The sequence below is a fragment of the Streptomyces sp. SM10 genome, from assembly GCF_002910915.1.
GTDB lineage: Bacteria > Actinomycetota > Actinomycetes > Streptomycetales > Streptomycetaceae > Streptomyces.
On sequence record NZ_NEUF01000102.1, the window covers coordinates 17,416 to 39,687 of the forward strand.

Annotated in this window: 20 protein-coding genes and 2 tRNA genes; 5 read left to right on the forward strand and 17 right to left on the reverse strand. The window is 69.1% G+C overall.

Going from position 1 to position 22,272, the window contains the following annotated elements; genetic code table 11:
* Positions 1–47: 47 nt before the first annotated feature.
* The 7 genes from mreD to B9S57_RS15805 form a co-directional block, all read right to left on the reverse strand.
* Positions 48–710 carry a rod shape-determining protein MreD gene (gene mreD / locus B9S57_RS15775; RefSeq protein WP_103516215.1) on the reverse strand — a complete coding sequence of 221 codons (663 nt, stop codon included), beginning with the start codon at positions 708–710 and terminating at the stop codon, positions 48–50.
* A gap of 11 nt (positions 711–721) precedes the next feature.
* Positions 722–1,768, reverse strand: a complete 1,047-nt coding sequence (gene mreC, locus B9S57_RS15780) for a rod shape-determining protein MreC (RefSeq protein ID WP_103516216.1) — start codon at positions 1,766–1,768, stop codon at positions 722–724.
* A 95-nt stretch (positions 1,769–1,863) separates the two neighbouring features.
* Positions 1,864–2,883: a rod shape-determining protein gene (locus B9S57_RS15785; protein ID WP_073746922.1), complete on the reverse strand. Its 1,020-nt coding sequence runs from the start codon at positions 2,881–2,883 to the stop codon at positions 1,864–1,866.
* 293 nt (positions 2,884–3,176) lie between these two features.
* A complete protein-coding gene (ndk, locus tag B9S57_RS15790; protein WP_103516217.1) occupies positions 3,177–3,590 on the reverse strand; it encodes a nucleoside-diphosphate kinase in 414 nt (137 codons plus the stop codon).
* Between the two features lie 85 nt (positions 3,591–3,675).
* Positions 3,676–4,044, reverse strand: a complete 369-nt coding sequence (locus tag B9S57_RS15795) for a DUF4233 domain-containing protein (RefSeq protein ID WP_103516218.1) — start codon at positions 4,042–4,044, stop codon at positions 3,676–3,678.
* A gap of 3 nt (positions 4,045–4,047) precedes the next feature.
* Entirely contained in the window at positions 4,048–5,571 is a 1,524-nt protein-coding gene (locus B9S57_RS15800; RefSeq protein WP_103516219.1) for a folylpolyglutamate synthase/dihydrofolate synthase family protein, read from the reverse strand.
* Between the two features lie 157 nt (positions 5,572–5,728).
* On the reverse strand, positions 5,729–8,350 hold the full coding sequence (locus tag B9S57_RS15805; RefSeq protein ID WP_103516220.1) for a valine--tRNA ligase: 2,622 nt from the start codon (positions 8,348–8,350) through the stop codon (positions 5,729–5,731).
* 137 nt (positions 8,351–8,487) lie between these two features.
* Between B9S57_RS15805 and B9S57_RS15810 the strand changes: the two genes are divergently transcribed.
* Positions 8,488–9,501, forward strand: a complete 1,014-nt coding sequence (locus B9S57_RS15810) for a hypothetical protein (RefSeq protein ID WP_103516221.1) — start codon at positions 8,488–8,490, stop codon at positions 9,499–9,501.
* 69 nt (positions 9,502–9,570) lie between these two features.
* Here B9S57_RS15810 and clpX read toward each other — a convergent pair whose 3' ends face one another.
* From clpX to B9S57_RS15835, 5 genes are all read right to left on the reverse strand, one after another.
* A complete protein-coding gene (clpX, locus tag B9S57_RS15815) occupies positions 9,571–10,869 on the reverse strand; it encodes an ATP-dependent Clp protease ATP-binding subunit ClpX (protein WP_103516222.1) in 1,299 nt (432 codons plus the stop codon).
* 156 nt (positions 10,870–11,025) lie between these two features.
* Positions 11,026–11,709, reverse strand: coding sequence for an ATP-dependent Clp protease proteolytic subunit (locus tag B9S57_RS15820; protein WP_030122564.1), 684 nt, complete (start codon positions 11,707–11,709; stop codon positions 11,026–11,028).
* A 67-nt stretch (positions 11,710–11,776) separates the two neighbouring features.
* Entirely contained in the window at positions 11,777–12,382 is a 606-nt protein-coding gene (locus B9S57_RS15825; RefSeq protein ID WP_181011364.1) for an ATP-dependent Clp protease proteolytic subunit, read from the reverse strand.
* 273 nt (positions 12,383–12,655) lie between these two features.
* The gene (gene tig, locus B9S57_RS15830) at positions 12,656–14,053 is read right to left on the reverse strand and encodes a trigger factor (protein ID WP_103516224.1); all 1,398 of its coding nucleotides are present in this window, start codon (positions 14,051–14,053) and stop codon (positions 12,656–12,658) included.
* Positions 14,054–14,203: 150 nt separating this feature from the next.
* A tRNA-Pro gene (locus tag B9S57_RS15835) sits at positions 14,204–14,280 on the reverse strand.
* Positions 14,281–14,459: 179 nt separating this feature from the next.
* On the opposite strand from B9S57_RS15835, the gene B9S57_RS15840 reads away from it, so the two are divergent.
* Positions 14,460–14,533, forward strand: a tRNA-Gly gene (locus tag B9S57_RS15840).
* A gap of 66 nt (positions 14,534–14,599) precedes the next feature.
* On the opposite strand, the gene B9S57_RS15845 is transcribed toward B9S57_RS15840, so the two are convergent.
* The gene (locus B9S57_RS15845) at positions 14,600–14,947 is read right to left on the reverse strand and encodes a DUF1330 domain-containing protein (protein WP_103516225.1); all 348 of its coding nucleotides are present in this window, start codon (positions 14,945–14,947) and stop codon (positions 14,600–14,602) included.
* A 140-nt stretch (positions 14,948–15,087) separates the two neighbouring features.
* A complete protein-coding gene (locus B9S57_RS15850; protein WP_103516226.1) occupies positions 15,088–15,282 on the reverse strand; it encodes a hypothetical protein in 195 nt (64 codons plus the stop codon).
* Between the two features lie 491 nt (positions 15,283–15,773).
* Here B9S57_RS15850 and B9S57_RS15855 point away from each other — a divergent pair, with 491 nt between their 5' ends.
* Positions 15,774–16,937: an acyltransferase family protein gene (locus B9S57_RS15855; RefSeq protein ID WP_181011361.1), complete on the forward strand. Its 1,164-nt coding sequence runs from the start codon at positions 15,774–15,776 to the stop codon at positions 16,935–16,937.
* 93 nt (positions 16,938–17,030) lie between these two features.
* On the opposite strand, the gene B9S57_RS15860 is transcribed toward B9S57_RS15855, so the two are convergent.
* Entirely contained in the window at positions 17,031–17,486 is a 456-nt protein-coding gene (locus B9S57_RS15860; protein WP_103516227.1) for an HD domain-containing protein, read from the reverse strand.
* Between the two features lie 151 nt (positions 17,487–17,637).
* On the opposite strand from B9S57_RS15860, the gene B9S57_RS15865 reads away from it, so the two are divergent.
* Positions 17,638–18,816 carry a cation:proton antiporter gene (locus B9S57_RS15865; RefSeq protein ID WP_103516228.1) on the forward strand — a complete coding sequence of 393 codons (1,179 nt, stop codon included), beginning with the start codon at positions 17,638–17,640 and terminating at the stop codon, positions 18,814–18,816.
* Positions 18,817–18,930: 114 nt separating this feature from the next.
* On the opposite strand, the gene B9S57_RS15870 is transcribed toward B9S57_RS15865, so the two are convergent.
* Positions 18,931–20,076 carry a PP2C family protein-serine/threonine phosphatase gene (locus B9S57_RS15870; protein ID WP_103516229.1) on the reverse strand — a complete coding sequence of 382 codons (1,146 nt, stop codon included), beginning with the start codon at positions 20,074–20,076 and terminating at the stop codon, positions 18,931–18,933.
* Positions 20,077–20,180: 104 nt separating this feature from the next.
* Between B9S57_RS15870 and B9S57_RS15875 the strand changes: the two genes are divergently transcribed.
* The gene (locus tag B9S57_RS15875) at positions 20,181–21,413 is read left to right on the forward strand and encodes a GNAT family N-acetyltransferase (RefSeq protein WP_103516230.1); all 1,233 of its coding nucleotides are present in this window, start codon (positions 20,181–20,183) and stop codon (positions 21,411–21,413) included.
* Positions 21,414–21,426: 13 nt separating this feature from the next.
* On the opposite strand, the gene B9S57_RS15880 is transcribed toward B9S57_RS15875, so the two are convergent.
* Positions 21,427–22,248, reverse strand: a complete 822-nt coding sequence (locus tag B9S57_RS15880; RefSeq protein ID WP_103516231.1) for an Fpg/Nei family DNA glycosylase — start codon at positions 22,246–22,248, stop codon at positions 21,427–21,429.
* Positions 22,249–22,272 lie beyond the last annotated feature (24 nt).

Sequence of the window (22,272 nt, forward strand, 5' to 3'; positions counted from 1 at the left end):
GATACGGGAGCGGCCGCTCCCGGTCCTCGTCCGGTGCCGGTACGGCCTCACAGTCGCTTGACCCCCTTGATCCTTCCCGCGCGTGCGGCGCGGCCCCGGGCCGCCCTCAGACGCATTCCGCCCCGCTGGCCGCCGATCCGCAGCCCGGTGCCCGAGGCGAGCCAGCCGGCGGCGACGTCACCGCTGCCGGAGCTGTCGGCGACCGGATCGTTCTCCGTGCGTCTGGCGAGCGCCATGATCAGCGGAACGGTGAACGGCGCGAGCAGCAGGTCGTACACCGCGGCCGTGAAGAGCAGGCTTCCCAGGCCGACATGGCGCGCGGCCGTGTCGCCGACGAGCGCGCCGACACCGGCGTACAGCAGGGTCGAGCCGAGGGCCGCCGCGACGACGAAGACCATCGGGGTGAAGGCCGACTTGAGCTGGCCGTTCTCCGGGCGGGCCAGTCCGGCGACGTAGCCGATGATGCAGAGCACCAGGGCGTAGCGCCCCGCGGCGTGGTCGGCGGGCGGCGCCAGGTCGGCGAGGAGGCCCGCGCCGAAGCCGATGAAGGCACCGCTGACGGGCCCCCACACGAAGGCGAGCCCGAGGACGACGAGAAGCACGAGGTCGGGTGTGGCACCGGGGAGCTGGAGCCGGGCGAGTACGGCGACCTGGATGACGAGGGCGACCACGACCAGGGCGACGGAGAGCAGAATCCTGTTGATGCGCATGGAGATCAGCTCTATTCCTGCTCGTTCGCCGCGTCACCGGCGGCCGTGTCGGCATCCCCCGCGGCATCCGGGGAGGCGGATGACCCGGGCTTCTCGTTGACGTTCCCCACGACCTTCCCCTCGGCGTCGACGAGGTCGCCGTTGGGCTGGACCGTGACGGTGACGGTCGGGGTGGGCTTGGGCTTCTCCGGCTTCTTGGGCTGCTTCGGCAGCACCATGTCGCGGGGGTCCTCGCGGGGCGCCTGGACCACGATGCCCACGATGTCGAGTTTGGTGAAGCCGACGAACGGCTGGACGTAGACGGTCCGGGTCAGGTCGCCCCCGGACGGGTCCACGCGGACGACCTCGCCGACCGGGACCCCGGGGACGAAGGGCTTGTCCTTGCTGGAGCCGAAGGTGACCAGCCGGTCGCCCTTCTTCACCTCGGCCTTGCCGTTGAGGAACTGGACCGAGAGCGGCCGCGATCCCTGTCCCGTGGCGAAGCCGAGCTCGTCGGTCTTCTCCAGCCGGGTGCCGACGGTGAAGTCGGGGTCGTTGGCCAGCAGGACGGTCGCGGTGCTCGGGCCGACGGTGGTGACCCTGCCGACGAGCCCTTCGCCGTTCAGCACGGTCATGTCACGCGTGAGGCCGTCGTCGGCCCCTGCGTCGATGGTGATGGTCCAGGAGAAGCCCTGGGCAGCTCCTATGGCGATGACCTCGGCGGCCTTGATGCCGTACTGGCCGGCCCCGGCGCTCTTGAGCATGGTGTCGAGCTGGCGGACCTTGCTGATGTTGCGGTCGTCGCTGCCGAGCTTCGTCTTCAGTGTGGCGTTCTCGTGCTCCAGCGCCGCGATCCGGTCGTGCCGGTCACCGGAGTCCCGTACGGCGCCGATGGCGTTGCCCACCGGGTCCACCGCTGCCGAGACGCCGTTCTCGACCGGCCCGAAGACCGTCGCTGCGGCCTGCCGGGCTCCGTCCACCGGAGACTCCTCACCACCGCGGATATCCACCGTGATCAGGGCGAATGCGATGGCGATCAGCAGCACCAGGAGCAGCCGGCTCTCTCGTGTGTCCCTCACGTGCGGCGGCCGTGCCTTCCTCGTCGGAATGTTCGTGCCTGTATACCAATTCCGCCGTACGGGACGGCAGTGCCCGTACGGCGGAACAGCGTGTTCTAGCGTCGGGGCTGGGCGTCCAGCACCTGCTGGAGCGCCTCGAACTCCTCGACGCACTTGCCGGATCCGAGCGCCACCGAGTCCAGCGGGTCCTCGGCGATGTGGATCGGCATGCCCGTCTCGTGGCGGAGCCGTTCGTCGAGTCCCCGCAGGAGCGCGCCGCCGCCGGTGAGGACGATGCCGCGGTCCATGACGTCGCCGGAGAGCTCCGGCGGGCACTTGTCGAGCGTCGTCTTCACGGCGTCGACGATCGCGTTGACCGGCTCCTCGATGGCCTTGCGGACCTCGGTGGCCGAGATGACGACGGTCTTGGGCAGGCCCGAGACCAGGTCGCGTCCGCGGATCTCGGTGTGCTCGTCCTTCTCCATCTCGAACGCGGAGCCGATCGTGATCTTGATCTGTTCGGCGGTGCGCTCACCGAGGAGGAGCGAGTACTCCTTCTTGATGTGCTGGATGATCGCGTTGTCCAGCTCGTCACCGGCGACCCGGATCGACTGGGCAGTGACGATTCCGCCGAGCGAGATCACGGCGACCTCGGTGGTGCCGCCACCGATGTCGACGACCATGTTCCCGGTGGCCTCGTGGACCGGCAGACCGGAGCCGATGGCCGCGGCCATGGGCTCTTCGATGATGTGCACCTGGCGGGCGCCGGCCTGCGTCGACGCCTCGATGACGGCGCGTCGCTCGACCCCTGTGATGCCGGAGGGCACACAGACGACGACCCGCGGGCGGGCCAGGTAGCGGCGCTTGTGGATCTTGAGGATGAAGTAGCGGAGCATGCGCTCCGTGATCTCGAAGTCGGCGATCACGCCGTCCTTCAGGGGCCGCACGGCGACGATGTTGCCCGGTGTGCGGCCGATCATCTTCTTTGCCTCGGCGCCGACCGCCAGGATGCCGCCGGTGTTGGTGTTGATGGCCACGACGGACGGCTCGTTCAGAACGATGCCGCGCCCCCTGACGTACACCAGCGTGTTGGCAGTCCCGAGGTCGATAGCCATGTCACGGCCGATGAACGACATTGAGTTCCCCTTGTTCCCCATGAGGATGCGTCGGGCCTTCCCAAGAAGCGAAGAATGGCTTGTTCTAGGTAGGCGAGGGTTGGCGCTGCGGGCGTGGAAGCTTCCATCGTAGTGCCGTATGCACGGACACAGCGCGAGGGTCCTTCGCCATGACGAGCGGAACGGCTGCCCGTTCCACCCATGGTGACGATACGTCGGAGGGATGCGTTCCCGCGATACGAGACCCTAAGCCGAAGGGCGACCGAATTACTTCGGTCGCCCCAGGTCATGAGCGCTGATTGGCGGAGCCGAAGTCAGGAGAGTCCGGGAAAGAACAGCTTCAGTTCTCGCTCTGCGGACTCCTCGGAGTCCGAGGCGTGGATGAGGTTCTCCCGGGTGATCGTGCCGAAGTCACCGCGGATCGAGCCGGGCGCGGCGGCGATCGGGTCCGTGGGACCGGCCAGGGCGCGGATGCCCTCGATGACCCGCTCCCCTTCGGCCACCAGAGCGACGACCGGGCCGGAGGCCATGAACTCGACGAGCGGCTCGTAGAACGGACGGCCCTTGTGCTCGCCGTAGTGCTGCTCCAGGGTCTCCTGGTCGAGCGTGCGCAGCTCCAGCGCGGTGATCGTCCAGCCGGCCTTGCGTTCGATGCGGCCGACGATCTCGCCGATCAGCCCACGCCGGACGGCGTCGGGCTTGAGAAGGACGAGGGTGCGCTGAGTCATGTGCGGCTCCTTGCGGGCTTTCGGTGCGGGTGAGGGCGAGATTACAGGGGTGCGCCGGACGGCCCACGGCCGGGCTCACGCAGCGTCATCCCTGAGCCGGAGCCTGCGCGCTCTCCTGTGCCTCGGCCTGGGCCGCCCAACGTGCCTTGGCCTCGTCGATCCTGCGGCCGTAGTGCACCGAGGCCCACCACAGGGCAGAGAAGATCACACCCAGGATGAACATCATCGGGACGAAGAAGCCGCTCAGGACCAGCAGGACCTGGAGTGCCCAGCCGAGCTGCACACCGCCCGGCCGGGTGAGCACACCGCAGAGCAGGACGGACAGCAGCATGCCGATGCCGCAGACCGTCCAGACCGTGCCCATGGACATGTCGTCGGACTTCATCGCCACGAGTCCGGCGAAGCCGATGACGAAGAATTCACCGATCAGCGTCGATGCACAGAGCGTACGCACAGGTCAGCGCCTTCCAAGCAGCAGCCGGGCCTCGCCGACCGTGATCACGGATCCGGTCACCAGGACTCCGGCGCCCGCGTATTCGGCCTCTTCCTCCGCGAGGGTGATGGCCGCCTCCAGCGCGTCGTCCAGACGCGGCTCGACCTGCACGCGGTCGTTGCCGAAGACCTCGACGGCGACGGCCGCGAGCGCGTCGGCGTCCATGGAGCGCGCGCTGGAGTTCTGGGTGACGACGATCTCGGCGAAGATCGGCTCGAAGGCTTCCAGGAGCCCCCGGACGTCCTTGCCGTCGCTCGCGCCGACGACCCCGATCAGCCGGGAGAAGCTGAACGCCTCGGACACGCCCTCGGACGCGGCGAGGGCGCCGGCGGGGTTGTGCGCCGCGTCCAGGACGACCGTCGGGCTGGACCTGACGACCTCCAGGCGGCCCGGCGAGAGGACCGAGAGGAAGGCCTTGCGGACCACCTCCACGTCCAGGCTGCGGGCCTGCTCCGCTCCGATGCCGAAGAACGCCTCGACGGCGGCGAGCGCCACCACCGCGTTGTGCGCCTGGTGCGCCCCGTAGAGCGGCAGGAAGATGTTGTCGTACTCGCCGCCCAGGCCCCGCAGGGTCAGCAACTGGCCGCCGACCGCGATCTCGCGGGAGACGATGCCGAACTCCATGCCCTCGCGGGCGACCGTGGCGTCCACCTCGACGGCCTTCTTCAGCATCACCTGCGCGGCGTCGACCGGCTGCTGGGCCAGGATCACCGTGGCGTCCTGCTTGACGATGCCGGCCTTCTCCGTGGCGATCTCGGCGGGGGTGGAGCCGAGACGGTCGGTGTGGTCCAGCGAGATGGGCGTGACGACCGCGACCGAGGCGTCGATCACGTTGGTCGCGTCCCAGGTGCCGCCCATGCCGACCTCGACGACCGCGACGTCGACCGGCGCGTCGGCGAAGGCCGCGTACGCCATGCCCGTCAGGACCTCGAAGAACGAGAGGCGGTACTCCTGCTGGGCGTCGACCATCTCGACGTACGGCTTGACGTCGTTGTACGTCTCGATGAAGCGCTCCGCCTCGATGGGCGCGCCGTCCAGGCTGATCCGCTCGGTGATCGACTGGACGTGCGGGGAGGTGTAGCGGCCGGTGCGGAGCTCGAAGGCGTTCAGCAGGGCCTCGACCATGCGGGCCGTGCTGGTCTTGCCGTTCGTCCCCGTGATGTGGATCGAGGGGTAGGCGCGCTGCGGCTCGCCCAGCACGTCCATCAGGGCGGCGATGCGGGTCACCGAGGGCTCGAGCTTGGTCTCGCCCCAGCGGCCGGCGAGCTCCTGCTCCACCTCGCGCAGTGCCCTGTCGGTCTCGGGGTCGGCCGGGCGGTCGGGGACGGCCTCGCCCTGCGGCGGACCCGACTGGGTGCGCAGCGTCCGGCTCCCGGCCTCGATCACCGCCAGGTCGGGGTCGCGCTGGGTCTCTTCGTCGACGATCTCCGCGAAGGTGTCGTCGGGGTCGGACGCGTCGTGCCGGTCTGAAGGGCGGGGCTCACTCACAGGGCCAGTCTACGGATGGCCACGGACATCGCGCGCAGCCCCCGCTGCCGCGCTCCCCCGGGCACGGCGAAGCCCCCCGGCCCCGCGCGTCCCCCGGCACGGCGAAGCCCCCGCGCCCCCGGTCGGTCGGGGGTACGGGGGCTTCGGACTCAGGTGATCAGCCCTGGGGCAGCTGCGCCAGCTGGGCGGCGATCCGCTCGATGTCGGCCTCCGCCTTGGCGAGCCGGCCGCGGATCTTGTCGACCACGTTGTCCGGCGCCTTGGCGAGGAAGGCCTCGTTGCCGAGCTTGCCGGTGGCCTGCGCCTTCTCCTTCTCGGCGGCACCCAGGTCCTTCGTGAGGCGCTTGCGCTCCGCCTCGACGTCGATCGTGCCGGACAGGTCGAGGGCGACGGTGGCCCCGGCGACGGGCAGGGTCGCCGTCGCCTGGAAGCCCTCGCCGGCCGGCTGAAGGCGCAGCAGCTGGCGGATGGCCGCCTCGTGCGGGGCGAGCACCGTGCCGGTGACGGTCAGCTCGGCCGGGACCTTCTGACCGGGCTGGAGGCCCTGGTCCGAGCGGAAGCGGCGGACCTCGGTGACGATCTGCTGGACGAGCTCGATCTCCTTCTCGGCCGCCTCGTCACGGAAGCCGCTGTCCTGGGGCCAGTCGGCGACGACGACGGACTCCTGACCGGTGAGGGTCGTCCAGAGCTGCTCGGTCACGAACGGGACGATCGGGTGCAGCAGCCGGAGGGTGACGTCGAGGACCTCACCGAGGACCCGGGCGGAGACCTGCGCCTGCTCGCCGCCCGCGAAGAACGTGGTCTTCGACAGCTCGACGTACCAGTCGAAGACCTCGTCCCACGCGAAGTGGTAGAGGGCGTCGCTGAGCTTGGCGAACTGGAAGTCCTCGTAGAACGCGTCGGCGTCGGCGACCGTCTTGTTCAGCCGCGACAGGATCCAGCGGTCGGTGGCCGAGAGCTGCTCGACGGGCGGGAGCTCGCCCTCCACCGTCGCGCCGTTCATCATCGCGAAGCGGGTGGCGTTCCAGATCTTGTTGGCGAAGTTGCGGGAGGCCTGGACCCAGTCCTCGCCGATCGGGACGTCGGTGCCGGGGTTGGCGCCCTTGGCGAGGGTGAAGCGGACGGCGTCGGAGCCGTACGTGTCCATCCAGTCCAGCGGGTCGACGACGTTGCCGAAGGACTTCGACATCTTCTTGCCGCGCTCGTCACGGACCAGACCGGTGAGCGCGATCGTCTTGAACGGGGCCTCGCCGTCCATGACGTACAGGCCGAACATCATCATCCGGGCGACCCAGAAGAAGATGATGTCGTGGCCGGTGACCAGGACGTCGGTCGGATAGAACTTCTTGAGGTCCGGGGTCTCCTCGGGCCAGCCGAGCGTGGAGAACGGCCAGAGACCCGACGAGAACCAGGTGTCCAGGACGTCGTTGTCCTGGGTCCAGCCCTCGCCGGTGGGAGGCTGCTCGTCGGGGCCGACACAGACGACCTCGCCGTCGGGGCCGTACCAGACGGGGATGCGGTGGCCCCACCAGAGCTGGCGCGAGATGCACCAGTCGTTGAGGTTGTCGACCCAGTCGAAGTACCGCTTCTCCATCTCCTTGGGGTGGATCGCGACCCGGCCGTCACGGACCGCGTCACCGGCGGCCTTGGCGAGGGTCTCGACCTTGACCCACCACTGGAGCGACAGCCGGGGCTCGACGGTCGTGCGGCAGCGGGAGCAGTGGCCGACGGAGTGGACGTACGGGCGCTTCTCGGCCACGATCCTGCCCTGCCCGCGCAGCGCACCGACGATGGCGGACCGGGCCTCGAAGCGGTCGAGGCCCTCGAACGGACCGGCGACGGTGATGACACCGCGCTCGTCCATGACGGTCATCGACTCCAGGCCGTGGCGCTGGCCGATCGCGAAGTCGTTCGGGTCGTGGGCCGGGGTCACCTTGACGGCACCCGTGCCGAACTCCGGGTCGACGTGGTGGTCGGCGACGACCGGGATCGTCCGGTCGGTGAGCGGCAGCTTGATCCGCCTGCCGATGAGGTGCGTGTACCGGGCGTCGTCCGGGTGGACGGCGACGGCCGTGTCACCCAGCATCGTCTCGGCGCGGGTCGTGGCGACGACCAGCGTCTCCTCGCCCTCGCCGTACTGGATCGAGACGAGCTCGCCGTCGTCGTCCTGGTAGTCGACCTCGATGTCGGAGATCGCGGTGAGACAGCGGGGGCACCAGTTGATGATGCGCTCGGCCCGGTAGATCAGCTCGTCGTCGTAGAGCCGCTTGAAGATCGTCTGGACGGCGGCGGAGAGCCCCTCGTCCATGGTGAAGCGCTCGCGGGACCAGTCGACGCCGTCGCCGAGGCGGCGCATCTGGCCGAGGATCTTCCCGCCGTACTCTTCCTTCCACTGCCAGACGCGCTCGACGAACTCCTCGCGCCCCAGGTCGTGGCGGGACTTGCCCTCCTCGCCGAGCTGCTGCTCGACCTTGTTCTGGGTGGCGATGCCGGCGTGGTCCATGCCGGGCAGCCACAGCGCCTCGTACCCCTGCATCCGCTTGCGGCGGGTCAGGGCGTCCATGAGCGTGTGCTGGAAGGCGTGGCCCAGGTGGAGGGAACCGGTGACGTTGGGCGGCGGGATCACGATCGTGTACGGAGGCTTCTCGCTCTCCGGGTCGGCCGTGAAGTAACCGCGCTCCACCCAGCGCTCGTACAGCTTCCCCTCTACCTCGGCCGGCGCGTACTGGGTCGGCAGTTCGGGGATGCTGGCTGGCTGCTGCGCTGCGTTCTCGGTCACGCAGGACAGTTTAGGGGCGTCACAGTCGTGCACTGAAACCGGTTTGTTCAGTAACGGTGTACGTCCCGGTGCCCTACGCGGGCGCCGCTTCCGTCAGGATGTTCGGAACGCATAAGCATTCTGGAGGGGACAGCGCCATGAGCCACAACCAGCCGGGTCCGTACGGCGGGCAGCCGCCGCAGGGCCAGCCCGGACCGTACGGCCAGCAGCCGGGTCCGTACGGCCAGCAGCCCGGCCCGTACGGTGGCCCGCCGCCGCAGCCGCCGCAGGGCCAGCCCGGCTACGGCTACCCGCAGCAGGCCCCTCCGGGCGTCCCGCCGCAGCAGCAGCCCCCGCAGCCGGGCTACGGCTACCCGCAGGGCCAGCAGCCGGGCCCGTACGGCCAGCAGCCGCCCACCCCGCCGTACGGCGGCCAGCAGGCCTACCCCGGCATGCCTCCGCAGCCGGGCGCCCCGAAGAAGAAGACGGGCCTGATCATCGGCGCGGCCGTCGTGGCACTGGCCGTTGTGGCGGGCGGGGTGTACTTCCTGACCTCGGGCGGCTCCAGCAACGGTGATGTCGCCGACTCCACCAAGGGATACAAGCTGACGCCTGCCGCCTCGGTGGAGGCGTACAAGCAGGACACCACCAAGGCCGCCCCCTCGAAGGCCCTGACGGGCGAGGACAAGACCAAGGCCGAGGCGATGGGGATCAAGAATCCCAACGAGGTGACCGCCCAGTACGTGAGCGGCGGCAAGGAGAACCCGCTCACCATGAAGTCGCTCGTCTTCCAGGGCTACTGGGGTGAGGTCGACGATCCCGCAGAGGTGATCGACAACGCCTTCAAGCAGGCCAAGCTGGGGTCGGCCACGGGCGAGAACAGCGACAAGGTCTCGCTCGTCGGCGACCCCGAGACCGTCGAGCCCGAAGGGTTCGACGGGGCCCTGATGAAGTGCCAGAGCCTCAAGACGATCAACGACGAGGCCGACGGGACCGCGAAGAACGGGCCCAAGGAAATCATCACGCCGGTGTGCGTGTGGACCGACTACAGCACGGTCGGCATCGTCGTGGGTCTCGACATCGGCGCGATGATGACGGAGAAGACCATGCCCCAGTCCGATGTCGCCGCCCTCGCGGCAAAGCTGTACAACACCTCGCGCACCAAGGTCTGATCCTCAACGCCGAAGGGGCGCCCGGCCGGTGGCCGGCGCCCCTTCGCGTGCGCGTCGTGTCGCCTGCCGCTACGCGGACTTCTCGTGACGGCCGCCGTCGTTCTTGCCGATCGTGCGCGGCTCGCGCGGGACCAGCGTCGGGTTGACGTTGTTACGGACGACGTCCGGGGTGATGACGACGCGGGCCACGTCCTTGCGGGACGGGACCTCGTACATCACGGACTGGAGAACTTCCTCCATGATGGCGCGCAGACCACGCGCACCGGTCTGCCGGAGGATCGCCTGGTCGGCGATAGCCTCGAGCGCCTCGCGCTCGAAGTCCAGCTCCACGCCGTCGAGTTCGAAGAGGCGCTGGTACTGCTTCACCAGCGCGTTGCGCGGCTCGACCAGGATCTGGAGCAGCGCCTCGCGGTCCAGGTTGTGGACCGAGGTCAGGACGGGGAGACGGCCGATGAACTCGGGGATCATCCCGAACTTCACCAGGTCCTCCGGCATGACCTCCTGGAACTGGTCACTCGCCTGGATCTCCAGCTTGGAGCGGATCGTCGCGCCGAAGCCGATGCCCTTGGCGCCTGCCCGCGACTCGATGATCTTCTCCAGGCCCGAGAAGGCGCCGCCCACGATGAACAGGACGTTCGTCGTGTCGATCTGGATGAACTCCTGGTGCGGGTGCTTCCGTCCGCCCTGCGGCGGTACGGAGGCGGTGGTGCCCTCCAGGATCTTCAGCAGGGCCTGCTGCACGCCCTCGCCGGAGACGTCGCGCGTGATCGACGGGTTCTCGCTCTTGCGGGCGACCTTGTCGATCTCGTCGATGTAGATGATCCCGGTCTCGGCCTTCTTGACGTCGTAGTCCGCGGCCTGGATCAGCTTCAGCAGGATGTTCTCGACGTCCTCACCGACATAGCCGGCCTCCGTCAGCGCCGTCGCGTCCGCGATGGCGAACGGGACGTTGAGCATGCGGGCCAGCGTCTGGGCGAGGAGCGTCTTGCCGGAGCCCGTGGGGCCCAGCAGCAGGATGTTGGACTTGGCCAGCTCGATGGCGTCGTCGCGGTTCGCGCCGCCGCCGTTCTCACCGGCCTGGACCCGCTTGTAGTGGTTGTACACAGCGACCGAGAGGGCCTTCTTCGCGGGCTCCTGCCCGACGACGTACCCCTCGAGGAACTCGTAGATCTCGCGCGGCTTGGGGAGCTCCTCCCACCGCACCTCGGAGGTCTCGGCGAGCTCCTCCTCGATGATCTCGTTGCAGAGATCGATGCACTCGTCGCAGATGTACACACCGGGTCCCGCGATGAGCTTCTTCACCTGCTTCTGGCTCTTTCCGCAGAACGAGCACTTGAGCAGGTCGCCGCCATCACCGATGCGTGCCACGAGGTGCTTCCCCTTCGCCTGGGAGCAGCCTGGTTCAGCGGCTCCTGGTGCCTCTATCCGACGGTACCTTGCCTGGCCCCCCGTTCGGGCCCCCCTTGGCACGGTTCACACGGCCGTGGCCGTGCGAGTGGAATGCGCCAAGGGGAATGACCGACGTCAGACGGACGCGCCTGCGGTGGTCTTACGGGTGGAGACAATCTGGTCCACCAGACCGTACGCGAGTGCGTCGTCGGCGGTAAGGATCTTGTCGCGCTCGATGTCCTCGCTGATCTTCTCCAGCGGGGTGGTGGAGTGCTTGGCCAGCATCTCCTCGAGCTGGGTCCGCATACGCAGGATCTCGTTGGCCGCGATCTCCAGGTCGGAGAGCTGCTCGCGGCCGGTCTGCGAGGACGGCTGGTGGATCAGCACACGGGCGTGCGGGAGCGCCATGCGCTTGCCCGGGGTGCCCGCGGCCAGCAGGACGGCGGCGGCGGAGGCGGCCTGGCCCATGCAGACCGTCTGGATGTCCGGCTTCACGAACTGCATCGTGTCGTAGATCGCGGTGAGCGCGGTGAACGAGCCGCCGGGGCTGTTGATGTAGATCGAGATGTCACGGTCCGGGTCCATCGACTCCAGGCACAGCAGCTGCGCCATGACGTCGTTGGCCGAGGCGTCGTCGATCTGGACGCCGAGGAAGATCACGCGCTCCTCGAAGAGCTTCGCGTACGGGTCGTACTCACGCACACCCTGCGAGGTGCGCTCCACGAAGCGCGGGACGACGTAGCGGTTGTCCACCTGCGGGCCGGTGTAGAGGCCGCTCGCGGAGGCGCCGGAGAAGTTGTTCATGTGGGTCTTCACCATCCTGGTGGCAAATCTGTGGGCTGGAGGTCTCGGCGTACGAGAGGGAGCGGGGTCGTGCACGCCCGGATCAGGCGCCGGTGCCGCCGCCGCCCGGAATGCCCGACGCGACCGAGATGATCTCGTCGATGAGGCCGTACTCCTTGGCCTCCTCGGCGGTGTACCAGCGGTCGCGGTCGCCGTCGCGGATGATCGTCTCCACGGACTGACCGGAGTGGTGGGCGGTGATCTCGGCCATCCGCGTCTTCGTACGGAGCAGGTACTGCGCCTGGATCTTGATGTCCGAGGCGGTACCGCCGATGCCGGCCGAACCCTGGTGCATGAGGATGTCGGTGTTCGGGAGGGCGAAGCGCTTGCCCGCCGTGCCACCGGTGAGCAGGAACTGGCCCATCGAGGCCGCCATGCCCATACCGATGGTGACCACGTCGTTCGGGATGTACTGCATGGTGTCGTAGACCGCCATGCCGGCCGTCACCGAACCGCCGGGGCTGTTGATGTAGAGGTAGATGTCCTTGTCGGGTTCCGCGGCAAGGAGCAGGAGCTGTGCGGTGATCTTGTTGGCGATGTCATCGTCGACCTGCTGACCGAGGAAGATGATGCGCTCGCCGAGCAGTCGGCTGTAGACCTGGTCACCGAGGCCTCCACCGAGGGACGGCTCTCCGGCGGCGTAGGGCATCAGATTCGTCACGTATCCACCTGCTCGTCTCTGACGGCTCCGGCCGTCTCAGCGTCTTCGTACCGGGTGGGCCGGGACTACCCGACCCTTCCTCTTCATGGACCCTAACGCGCAGGTGGGACAACGCCATCCCGCTTCCCCAACTGTTCGCTGGGAGCGCAAGGTAAGCAGTCCGCACAAGGGTTCCCGGGCGCGGGCCGATACGACGACGGGCCCCGGACGCGAAACGTCCGGGGCCCGTCGTGCGGATCAGATCAACGAGCGGAACAGGGCTCAGGCCTCGTTCTTCTCGTCCTTCTTCTCGTCGGCCGCCTCGGTGGTCTCCTCGGCAGCCTCGACCGCCTCGGTGGCCTCGTCCTCGTCGTCCTCGAGGTCGACGACCTCACCGTTGGTGTCGATGACCTTGGCGGCCTCGACGACGACGGCGAGCGCCTTGCCGCGGGCGACCTCGCCGACGAGCATCGGCACCTGGCCGCCTTCGACGACGGCCTGGGCGAACTGGTCGGGGCTCATGCCGGAGGACTGCGCGCGCCGCATGAGGTGCTCGGTGAGCTCCTCCTGGTTGACGTTCAGCTTCTCCTTGTTGACGAGCTCGTCAAGGATGAACTGGGTCTTGATGCCCTTGACGGCCTGCTCGGAGGTCTCGTTCTCGAACTCCTCCAGGGTCTTGCCCTGGATCTCGAGGTACTTCTCGAGGTCGAGACCCATCTGGCCGAGCTGGTGGTGCTCGAGGTTGTGCTTGCGGGTCTGGACCTCGTCCGCGAGAAGCTTCTCGGGGATCGGGACCTCGGCCAGCTTCAGCAGCTCCTCGAGGACACGCTCCTGGGCCTGGGTGGCCTGGTCGTACTGCTTGGTGTTCTCGAGGCGCTTGCGGCTGTCCTCGCGCATCTCGGCGAGCGTGTCGAACTCGCTCGCCATCTGCGCGAAGTCGTCGTCCAGCTCGGGCAGTTCGCGCGAGGCGACGGCGGTGACCTTGACGGTGACCTCCGCTTCCTTGCCCTCGGCGGAGCCGCCCTTCAGCTCGGAGGTGAAGGTGGCCTCGCCACCGGCCTCCAGGCCGGTCACGGCCTCGTCGATGCCTTCGAGGAGCTCGCCGGAACCGATGGTGTACGAGACACCCGCGGCCACGCCGTCCTCGAGGACCTCTCCGTCGACCTTGGCCTCCAGGTCGATCGTCACGACGTCGCCCTCGGCGGCGGCGCGCTCGACCGGGTTGGTCGAGGCGAAGCGCTCGCGGAGCTGCTCCACGGCCTTCTCGACCTCTTCATCGGTGACCTCGAGTGCGTCCACGGTGACCTCGATGCCGGAGTAGTCCGGAATCTCGATCTCGGGACGGACATCCACCTCGGCGGTGAAGGCCAGCAGTTCGCCGTCCTTGAGCTCGGTGATGTCAACCTCGGGCTGGCCCAGAACGTTGAGCTCACCCTCGTTGACAGCCTCGGTGTAGAACTTCGGAAGGGCGTCGTTGACGGCCTCCTCCAGCACAGCACCACGGCCGAACCGCTGGTCGATGACGCGGTTGGGGATCTTGCCCTTACGGAAGCCCTTCACCGTGACCTGCTGGTTGATCTTCTTGTACGCCGCGTCGAGGCTGTCCTTGAGCTCCTCGAAGGGCACCTCGATGCTGAGCCGAACCCGAGTCGGGTTCAGGGTCTCCACGGCGCTCTTCACGGTTCGGTCTCCTTGGTGGCTGACTTCTTGGGGTTCTGCTGGGCCGCCGAGAGGCGGCTTCGCGGATCGAGCCCGGTAGATCAGACACACGGGCACGCAATTTGCATAGTAACGGCAAGGGGGAGGACTCCCACAATGCGATCTTGCTGGTGGTCGGGGTGGCCGGATTCGAACCGACGACCTTCCGCTCCCAAAGCGGACGCGCTACCAAGCTGCGCCACACCCCGTCGGTGCGACACGTAGGGTACATGCAGAAGAGCGCAGCGTCGGCCGCTTCGCGCGGTCCGTCGCGGAGGCGGTCACGGGGGGCCACGCCGATACGGGTGTGCGCGCACCTCCCACGACCCGCTACGATGCTTTCCGTACCGAGATCCACCGGGCCTCCCGGACCGGTGTCACGGCGCTTGCGGGCGTAGCTCAATGGTAGAGCCCTAGTCTTCCAAACTAGCTACGCGGGTTCGATTCCCGTCGCCCGCTCCACGGCTCGGGCCAGGCCGGAGGTTCGTCCTCCGACCTGGCCTGATGCGTTTCACCAGGCCTCTCGGGTCACACCGGCGGCAGGTCCTCCCGCATCGCCTTCACGACGGCGCTCGGTTCGTACCCCTCGGGGACGCCCTCGACCATGATGATGTCGCCCTCGACGTGCCGTGAGCGCAGCGGCGCGATCTCCCTGTACTCCGGCGAGTCCCACCAGGCCCGCGCCTCGGTGATCCCGGGGAAGCCGATCATCACCACGTGGCCGGGCCAGCTCCCCTCCTTCACCTCGTGCGGCGTGGCGTGCACGAGGTAGCTCCCGCCGTGCGGCTCGAAGGTGGCGGAGAGCCGCTCCATGTAAGCGGCGACCTCCGGGTGCGGGGCCGCGTCCTGCAGGTGAGCTATCACATAGGCGGTCATGACGTCCTTACGTCCTTCCGGTGGGCAGAGCCTCGAGCGGGCGTATTCCGGACCGGCGCACTCCCCGGCCCGCCCTTGCGTCAACGCATGACTGGGGCCCGGTCGGCGCACATCGCCCGGCCGGGCTCTTCCGCACGACCTCAGAAGTTGATCTGGTTGATCGTGTCGGCTATCGAGTTCATGAATCTGTTGATCGACGGCGCCATGCCGGTCGAAGCCAGGAAGAAGCCGAAGAGCACGGCGACGACCGCCGGCCCGCCCTTGATGGATCCGCCGCGGATCAGCACCACCAGGACGATCCCCAGCATCAGCACCACAGACAGTGAAATAGCCACGACTGATCACACCCTTGGTCGGTCCGCCTTGCCGGCCCGGTGGCGTGCGGCCCGGCACACCTCCGTCGCGCCCATCGTGCCACCAACTCCCCTGTGACTGCTGCCGGGTGAAGAAGAGACATGGCCGGATCGCGCCACCCTCGGGCTCCCGCGCACGCCCGTGCGCGATCCGGCGCGAGCAGCGCGCGACGGGGCGCCCGCGGCTTGAGGAGAAGGCTGTGCGCCCGCTATGCGCCCGCTGTGCGTAGGGGAGTTCGAATATCGATCGATGTGGCCGTCTCCATATCCCCACACTTCATTCACAGTGATTCGCCACGCGTTCGTGCGACGAAATTCACTCTCGCCAACCACCCACCAATATGCCCCATTTAAGCGGTATGAATCATCACGTAACGGGCGCTTACGGGTGGTTTCACTTTCGAATGCCCGGGAACACGCGATATCTCTTCAGAGTTTTACGCATACCGATCGACGGGTCTAAGGTGCATGAGATGTCCCAAGCTCCGAGCGAAATTCAGAGGGCCTCGATCACCCCGGAGAGCCGGGAGTCGGAGCCGAGACAAGAGCAGACCCTGACGGCTCCGGAAGCCAACTCCCCCGCCGCCAAGGCCTCTCCTTCCGGCACCGCCGCGCCCGCTCCGGCCAAGCGCCGCGACGCGTACTTCGACAATGTGAAGTACCTCGCTATCGTGCTCGTCGCCGTGGCGCACGCGTGGGAGCCGGTGATGGAGGGCAGCCGCACGACGCGAGCGCTGTACATGGTCGTGTACACGTTCCACATGCCGGCGTTCATCCTTGTCTCCGGATACTTCTCTCGGTCGTTCGACATGAGCCCCGCCAGGGTGAAGCGCCTCATCACCGGCGTCGCCGTTCCCTACGTGCTCTTCGAGACGGCGTACTCGCTCTTCAAGCGGTTCGCGGGCGGCGTGGACGACGCGCCCATCACCCTGCTCGACCCGCTGTTCCTCACCTGGTTCCTGATCGCCCTGTTCATCTGGCGGGTCACCACACCGGTCTGGCAGTCGCTGAGGCATCCGCTGCCGGTCGCTCTCACCATCGCCGTACTCGCCTCGGTGACGCCGGGCATCGGTGACGACCTGGACCTGCAGCGCGTCTGCCAGCTGCTGCCCTTCTTCGTGCTCGGCCTGCTGATGAAGCCCGAGCACTTCCAGATGATCCGCCGGCGCGAGGTGCGCCTGGCAGCCGTCCCGCTGTTCGCCGGGACCCTGCTCTTCGCCTACTGGGCCGCGCCGCGCATGCAGCTCGGCTGGTTCTACCGCAGCAACAGCGCCCAGGAGATGGACTTCCCCTGGTGGTCGGGTGCCGTGATGACCCTGGCGATGTTCGGATGCGCGCTGGTGCTCACCGTCGCGTTCCTCGCCTGGGTTCCGCGTCGGCACATGTGGTTCACCGCGCTGGGCGCCGGGACGATCTGCGGCTACCTGCTGCACGGCTTCCTCATCAGGGGCGCCGACTACTGGGGCCTGTTCGACCGCTACGAGTGGCTCAAGGGCCCCGCGGGACTGGTCGTCGTCTCCCTCGTCGCGGCCGTCGCCGTGACCCTGCTCTGCAGCCCGCCGGTCCGGCGCGTGATGCGCTTCGCCACGGAGCCGGACATGAACTGGGCGTTCCGCCGGAGCCCCGCCAAGCGCTGAGCCTGTCCGGATCGCCCCCCTCCCACGGGGGCCGGCCCCGTCGGCGTCCATGCCCCTCACGGGGTTGGCCGGATCCCGCTGGTCGGTGGGGGCTCAGGCTCTGTCGAGTCCCAACAGCCCGCGCACCTGGGCGTACTTCTCGGTCAGCCGGGTACGGGTGGCCGGCTCCAGCACCGCCAGCCGGTCGGGGTCCGCGTTGTGCGCGAGATCCGACTCCTTGATCAGCAGCGCACCGGGCGTGGCGAGAATCCGCCCGGTGTACGTGAAGAGGTCCTCGCCGTCCCGCTTGGTGACGGCGAGGACCATTTCTTTGACCCGCGCGGGCAGCGGTGCCCCGTCCAGCCACTCCCGGGAGAGCGCGCCGTCCTCGACCGCGTCGTGCAGCCAGGCCGCCGCCATCTGCTCCTCGCCGCCGCCCCGGATCCGCACCCCCTCCGCCACTGCGGCCAGATGCTCGGCGTACGGGCGCCCCGCCTTGTCGGTCTGCTCACGATGGGCCTCGCGGGCGATCGCCTCCACCTCGGACAGGGTCAGATTCGGGATCGGCATGAGCCGACTGTACGCCCGGCGCCGTCTCCTCCCGAAGGGTCCAGGCGTGCGTCACGAATCGTTCGGTAAACTAATTACTGACGATTCCTTGACATTCCCTTGACCCGACGAAGGAGACAGGACCATCGGACACGCAGACACGCTCATCGCCATGGGGGGCGCGTTCCTCGCCGCCGCCGTCCTCGCCCGCGTCGGCGGCCGCATCGGACTGCCGACCATCCCCCTGTTCATCCTGGCCGGGATCCTGCTCGGTCCGCACACGCCCGGGGTCGTCCTCCTCGACGATCCCCACGACCTGGAGATGCTCTCCGCGCTCGGCCTGGTGCTTCTGCTCTTCTACCTCGGCCTGGAATTCCACCTGGACGACCTGAAGAAGGGCGGGCGCACGATGGCGCTCGCCGGCGGCACCTACCTGGCACTGAACGTCGGCGCGGGTCTCGGCTTCGGCTTCGCTCTGGGCTGGGGCACCTCGGAGGCGCTGGTCCTCGCGGGTGTGCTCGGCATCTCGTCGTCGGCCATCGTCACGAAGGTCCTGGTGGATCTCGGCCGGATCGGCAGCCCCGAGACGCGGCCGATCCTCGGCATCATCGTCGTCGAGGACGTCTTCCTCGCGCTCTACCTGGCAGCCCTGCAGCCGATCCTGTCCGGTGCGGACAGCCTCGGCGCCGCGGTGCTCGACGGCGGCAAGGCCTTCGGCTTCCTGCTGCTGCTCGCCGTGGTCGCCCGCTTCGGCACGAAGCTCATCGGCAAGGTGATCCACACCAAGGACGACGAACTCCTCGTCATCTCCTTCCTCGGCGCCGCCGTCTTCGTCGCCGGGGTCTCGGAGTGGTTCGGGGTCGCCGATGCGATCGGCGCCTTCATGGTCGGCCTGATGCTGGGCAGCACCACCTCGGGCCCCCGCATCCTGAAGCTGGTCCATCCGCTGCGGGACGCGTTCGGCGCGATCTTCTTCTTCGCCTTCGGACTGTCCATCAACCCCGGAGACCTGCCGAGCGTCGTCTGGCCGGTGCTGGCCGCCGTCGCGGTGACCATGGCGATGAACGTCCTCGCCGGGTCGGCCACGGCCAGGATCTACGCATTCGGCCCGCAGGCCACGGCGAACATCTCCACCACCCTGCTGGCGCGCGGTGAGTTCGCGCTGATCCTCGCCACCATGGCGGCGGGCGCGGGCCTGGACGAACGGCTCTCCCCGTTCATCGCCGGATACGTGCTCCTGCTCGCGGTCCTGTCGCCGCTGGCGGCCGGGCGGTCGCACCTGCTCGCCCGGATCCTGCCAGGGGGGCGCACGCGGGACCGGGAGGACGAGAAGGAGGCGGTACCGGTCTGAGGTGCGGACGTCCCGGGTGCGGGTCCACGTCCGCGAGCCCGGGAGAAAGGCCACGTACGGGTGATGTTCGGCGGCAGGTTGACAACCGCACCGATTCGACCGCTTCCATACGATTCAGGCGCGACGGGAGAGCAGCAGCAGCGCGCGGTCGTCGTTGACGTCCTTCGCACAGGCCTCGATCAGATGCCAGGCGGCACCCTCGAAGCTCGTCGCGACGTAGCGGTCGGCCTCGCCGGTCAGCCTGTCGATGCCGTCGGCGATGTCCCGGTCGGAGGCCTCCACCAGACCGTCCGTGAAGAGCATCAGGACGTCCCCGGGCGCCAGCGAGCCCTTCACCGCGTCGAACTGCGCCCCGTCGTAGACGCCGAGCAGCGGGCCCTCGGCGGCCTTCTCCTCCCACCGGCCGCTGCCGGCGTGGAGCTGGAGGGCGGGCGGATGGCCGGCCGAGAGGAGTTCGTAGTCGCCGGACTCCAGGTCGAGGACGAGATGGATGGAGGTGGCGAAGCCCTCGTCCCAGTCCTGGCGCAGCAGATAGCCGTTGGCCGCCGGCAGGAAGCCGTGCGGCGGCAGAGAACCCAGGAGGCCGCCGAAGGCGCCGGACAGCAGCAGGGCGCGGGAACCGGCGTCCATGCCCTTGCCGGAGACGTCGGTGAGCACGACTTCCAGGGTGCGGCCGCCGTTGGTGCGGGCGGCGACGACGAAGTCCCCGGAGAAGGACTGCCCGCCCGCCGGGCGGAGCGCCATCTCGCGGTGCCACCCCTCGGGCAGCCGCGGCAGGGCGCTCTGGACCCTGATCCGCTCCCTCAGGTCGAAGAGCATCGTGCCGCCGCGGCGCCACGGCACCCCCACCCTCGCCCGGAACTGAGCCAGGACCAGCCCGAAGAATCCGCAGGCCGCGACCACCAGGACGGTGCCCGGTGTGACCCGGGCGGGTCCCTCCGCGTAGGGGCCGAGGGCTATGGACTCCACGATCAGGGCGGCGGCCGCGGTCGCGTAGAGACCGAGCAGACTGGCCGGCCGCAGCAGCAGACCGCCCGCGACGATCGGCAGGGCCAGGGCGGTCGGTGAGGACCAGACCGGGTTGAGCAGCGTGGTGCAGGTGATCACCGGGACGATGATCAGCAGACCGGCCAGGGCTATCCAGTCGGAGCCGTCGCCGCGGAAGTAGTCGACTCCGGATCGGCGCAGCGCGATGCGCGTCCGGTGCATCGATCTTCGCCACCGGGCGGGGTACGTCTCTGCTCCTCTGCGACGGGCCATTGCCGGGACCTTATCCACCCGACGGCCTCCGGTGCAGGGGGACCCCGTGACAATGTGTTCGAAACTGGTTCGCCAGGGTCGTGCGGCCCTGGTAAGCAGGGCTCATGGATACGGAACTGCGGGTGCTGTCGGCGGCGGAGTGGGACGCCTGGTTCGACTGTCTCGAGTTGGCGTTCGGCGGCGTTCCCGTCGCTCCCGAGAGCCGCGAGATGTACGCCGCCCTGGCCGAGCCGCAGCGTGCGATCGCCCACTGGGACGGCGGGGACTGCGTGGGGACGGCCGGGGCGTACAGCTTCCGGCTGACCGTGCCCGGCGGTGCCGCGGTGCCGGCCGCCGGGGTCACGGCGGTCAGCGTCTCCGCGACGCACCGCAGGCAGGGACTGCTGACGTCGATGATGCGGCGCCAGCTGGACGACGTCCGCTCCTGGGGCGAGCCGCTCGCGGTGCTGACGGCGTCGGAGCCCGGCATCTACGGCCGGTTCGGCTACGGCGCGGCCACGGCCGAGATGAAGCTGAGGATCGACACCACCCGGGTCCGCCTCGCTCCGCCCCCGGGCACGGACGGGGTGCGGGTGCGCCGGTCGTCCCCGGAGCAGGCGCTCGACGCCTGCGAGGCCGTGTACGCGCGCCTGGCCGCGGACCGGCCGGGGACACTCGTACGCCGGCCCGGCTGGGAGCGGATGCCGGTGAACGACCCGGAGAGCGGCCGGAAGGGCGGCTCCCCTCTGCAGTGTGTCCTGGCGGAGCGGGACGGCGAGGTGACGGGGTTCGCGACGTTCCATCTGCGGCCGGCGTGGGACGAGTCCGGCCCCCGGGGCACGGTGGCGGTGCGCGACCTGGCGGCGCTGGACCCCGCCTCGTACGCGGCGCTGTGGCGCTTCCTGTTCGGGATCGACCTGACCTCGGCGGTCGAGTGCCACAACCGGCCGGCGGACGACGCCGTGCTCCGGATGGTCTCCGACGTCCGGCGCTGCGACGTACGGCTGCGGGACGGACTGTACGTGCGCCTGGTCGAGCTCGGTGCGGCGCTGGAGGCGCGGAGCTACCGGGTGCCGGTGGACGTGGTGCTGGAGGTGGAGGACACCTTCTGCCCGTGGAACGCGGGGCGCTGGCGGCTCACCACCGACGTGAAGGGGGCGGCCGTCTGCCGGCGGACGGAGGAGGAGCCCGAACTGGTCCTCTCCGTCTCCACGTTGGGATCGGCCTACCTCGGCGGGGTGTCGCTCACGACGCTGGCCTCGGCGGGGCTGGTACGGGAGCTGCGGACGGGCGCGCTGGCGGAGGCGGCCCTGGCGTTCTCCGCGGACGTGCAGCCGTGGTGCCCCCACGGGTTCTGAGGCACCCCGCCGGTCACCGGCCCGACGCGGACGGCTGGCAGCGCGGGCACCAGAAGAGGTTACGGGCCGCCAGCTCCGCCCGGCGGATCCCGGTGCCGCAGATGTGGCAGGCCTGCCCGGCCCTGCGGTAGACGTACACCTCGCCGCCGTGGTCGTCGACGCGCGGGGGGCGGCCCATGGCCTCGGGCAGGTGCTCGGGGCGGACCGTGTCGATGCGGTTGTTCCGCACCCCTTCGCGCATGAGCACGCCGAGATCGCTCCAGAGCGCGTCCCACTCGCCCCGCGAGAGGCCCCTGCCCGGGAGGTACGGGTCGATGCCGTGCCGGAAGAGGACCTCCGCGCGGTAGACGTTGCCGACGCCCGCGACGACCTTCTGGTCCATCAGCAGGGCGCCGACCGTGACGCGGCTGCGGGAGATCCGCCGCCAGGCGCGCTCGCCGTCCTCGTCCGCACGCAGCGGGTCCGGGCCGAGCCGGTCGTGTATCGCGCCCTTCTCCGGCCCGGTGATCAGGGCGCACGTGGTGGGACCACGCAGGTCGGCGTGGTGGGCGTCGTTGAGCAGGCGCAGCCGGACCGTGCCGGTGGGCGGCGGCGCCGGGGCCGTGCCGAAGCCGAGCTTGCCGAAGAGGCCGAGGTGGATGTGGACCCAGAGCGAGCCGTCGAAGCCGAGGAAGAGGTGCTTGCCGTGGGCGTCGACGCCCGTGAGGGTCCGGCCGTCCAGCAGGGCCGCGCTGCCGGAGAACGTGCCCTGGGGGCTGCTCACCCGGACCGGATGGCCCGCGAACCGCTCGTGGTGGTCCGCGGCGAGGCGGTGGATCGTATGCCCCTCGGGCACGGCGGCTCTCCTGGTATCGCGCTC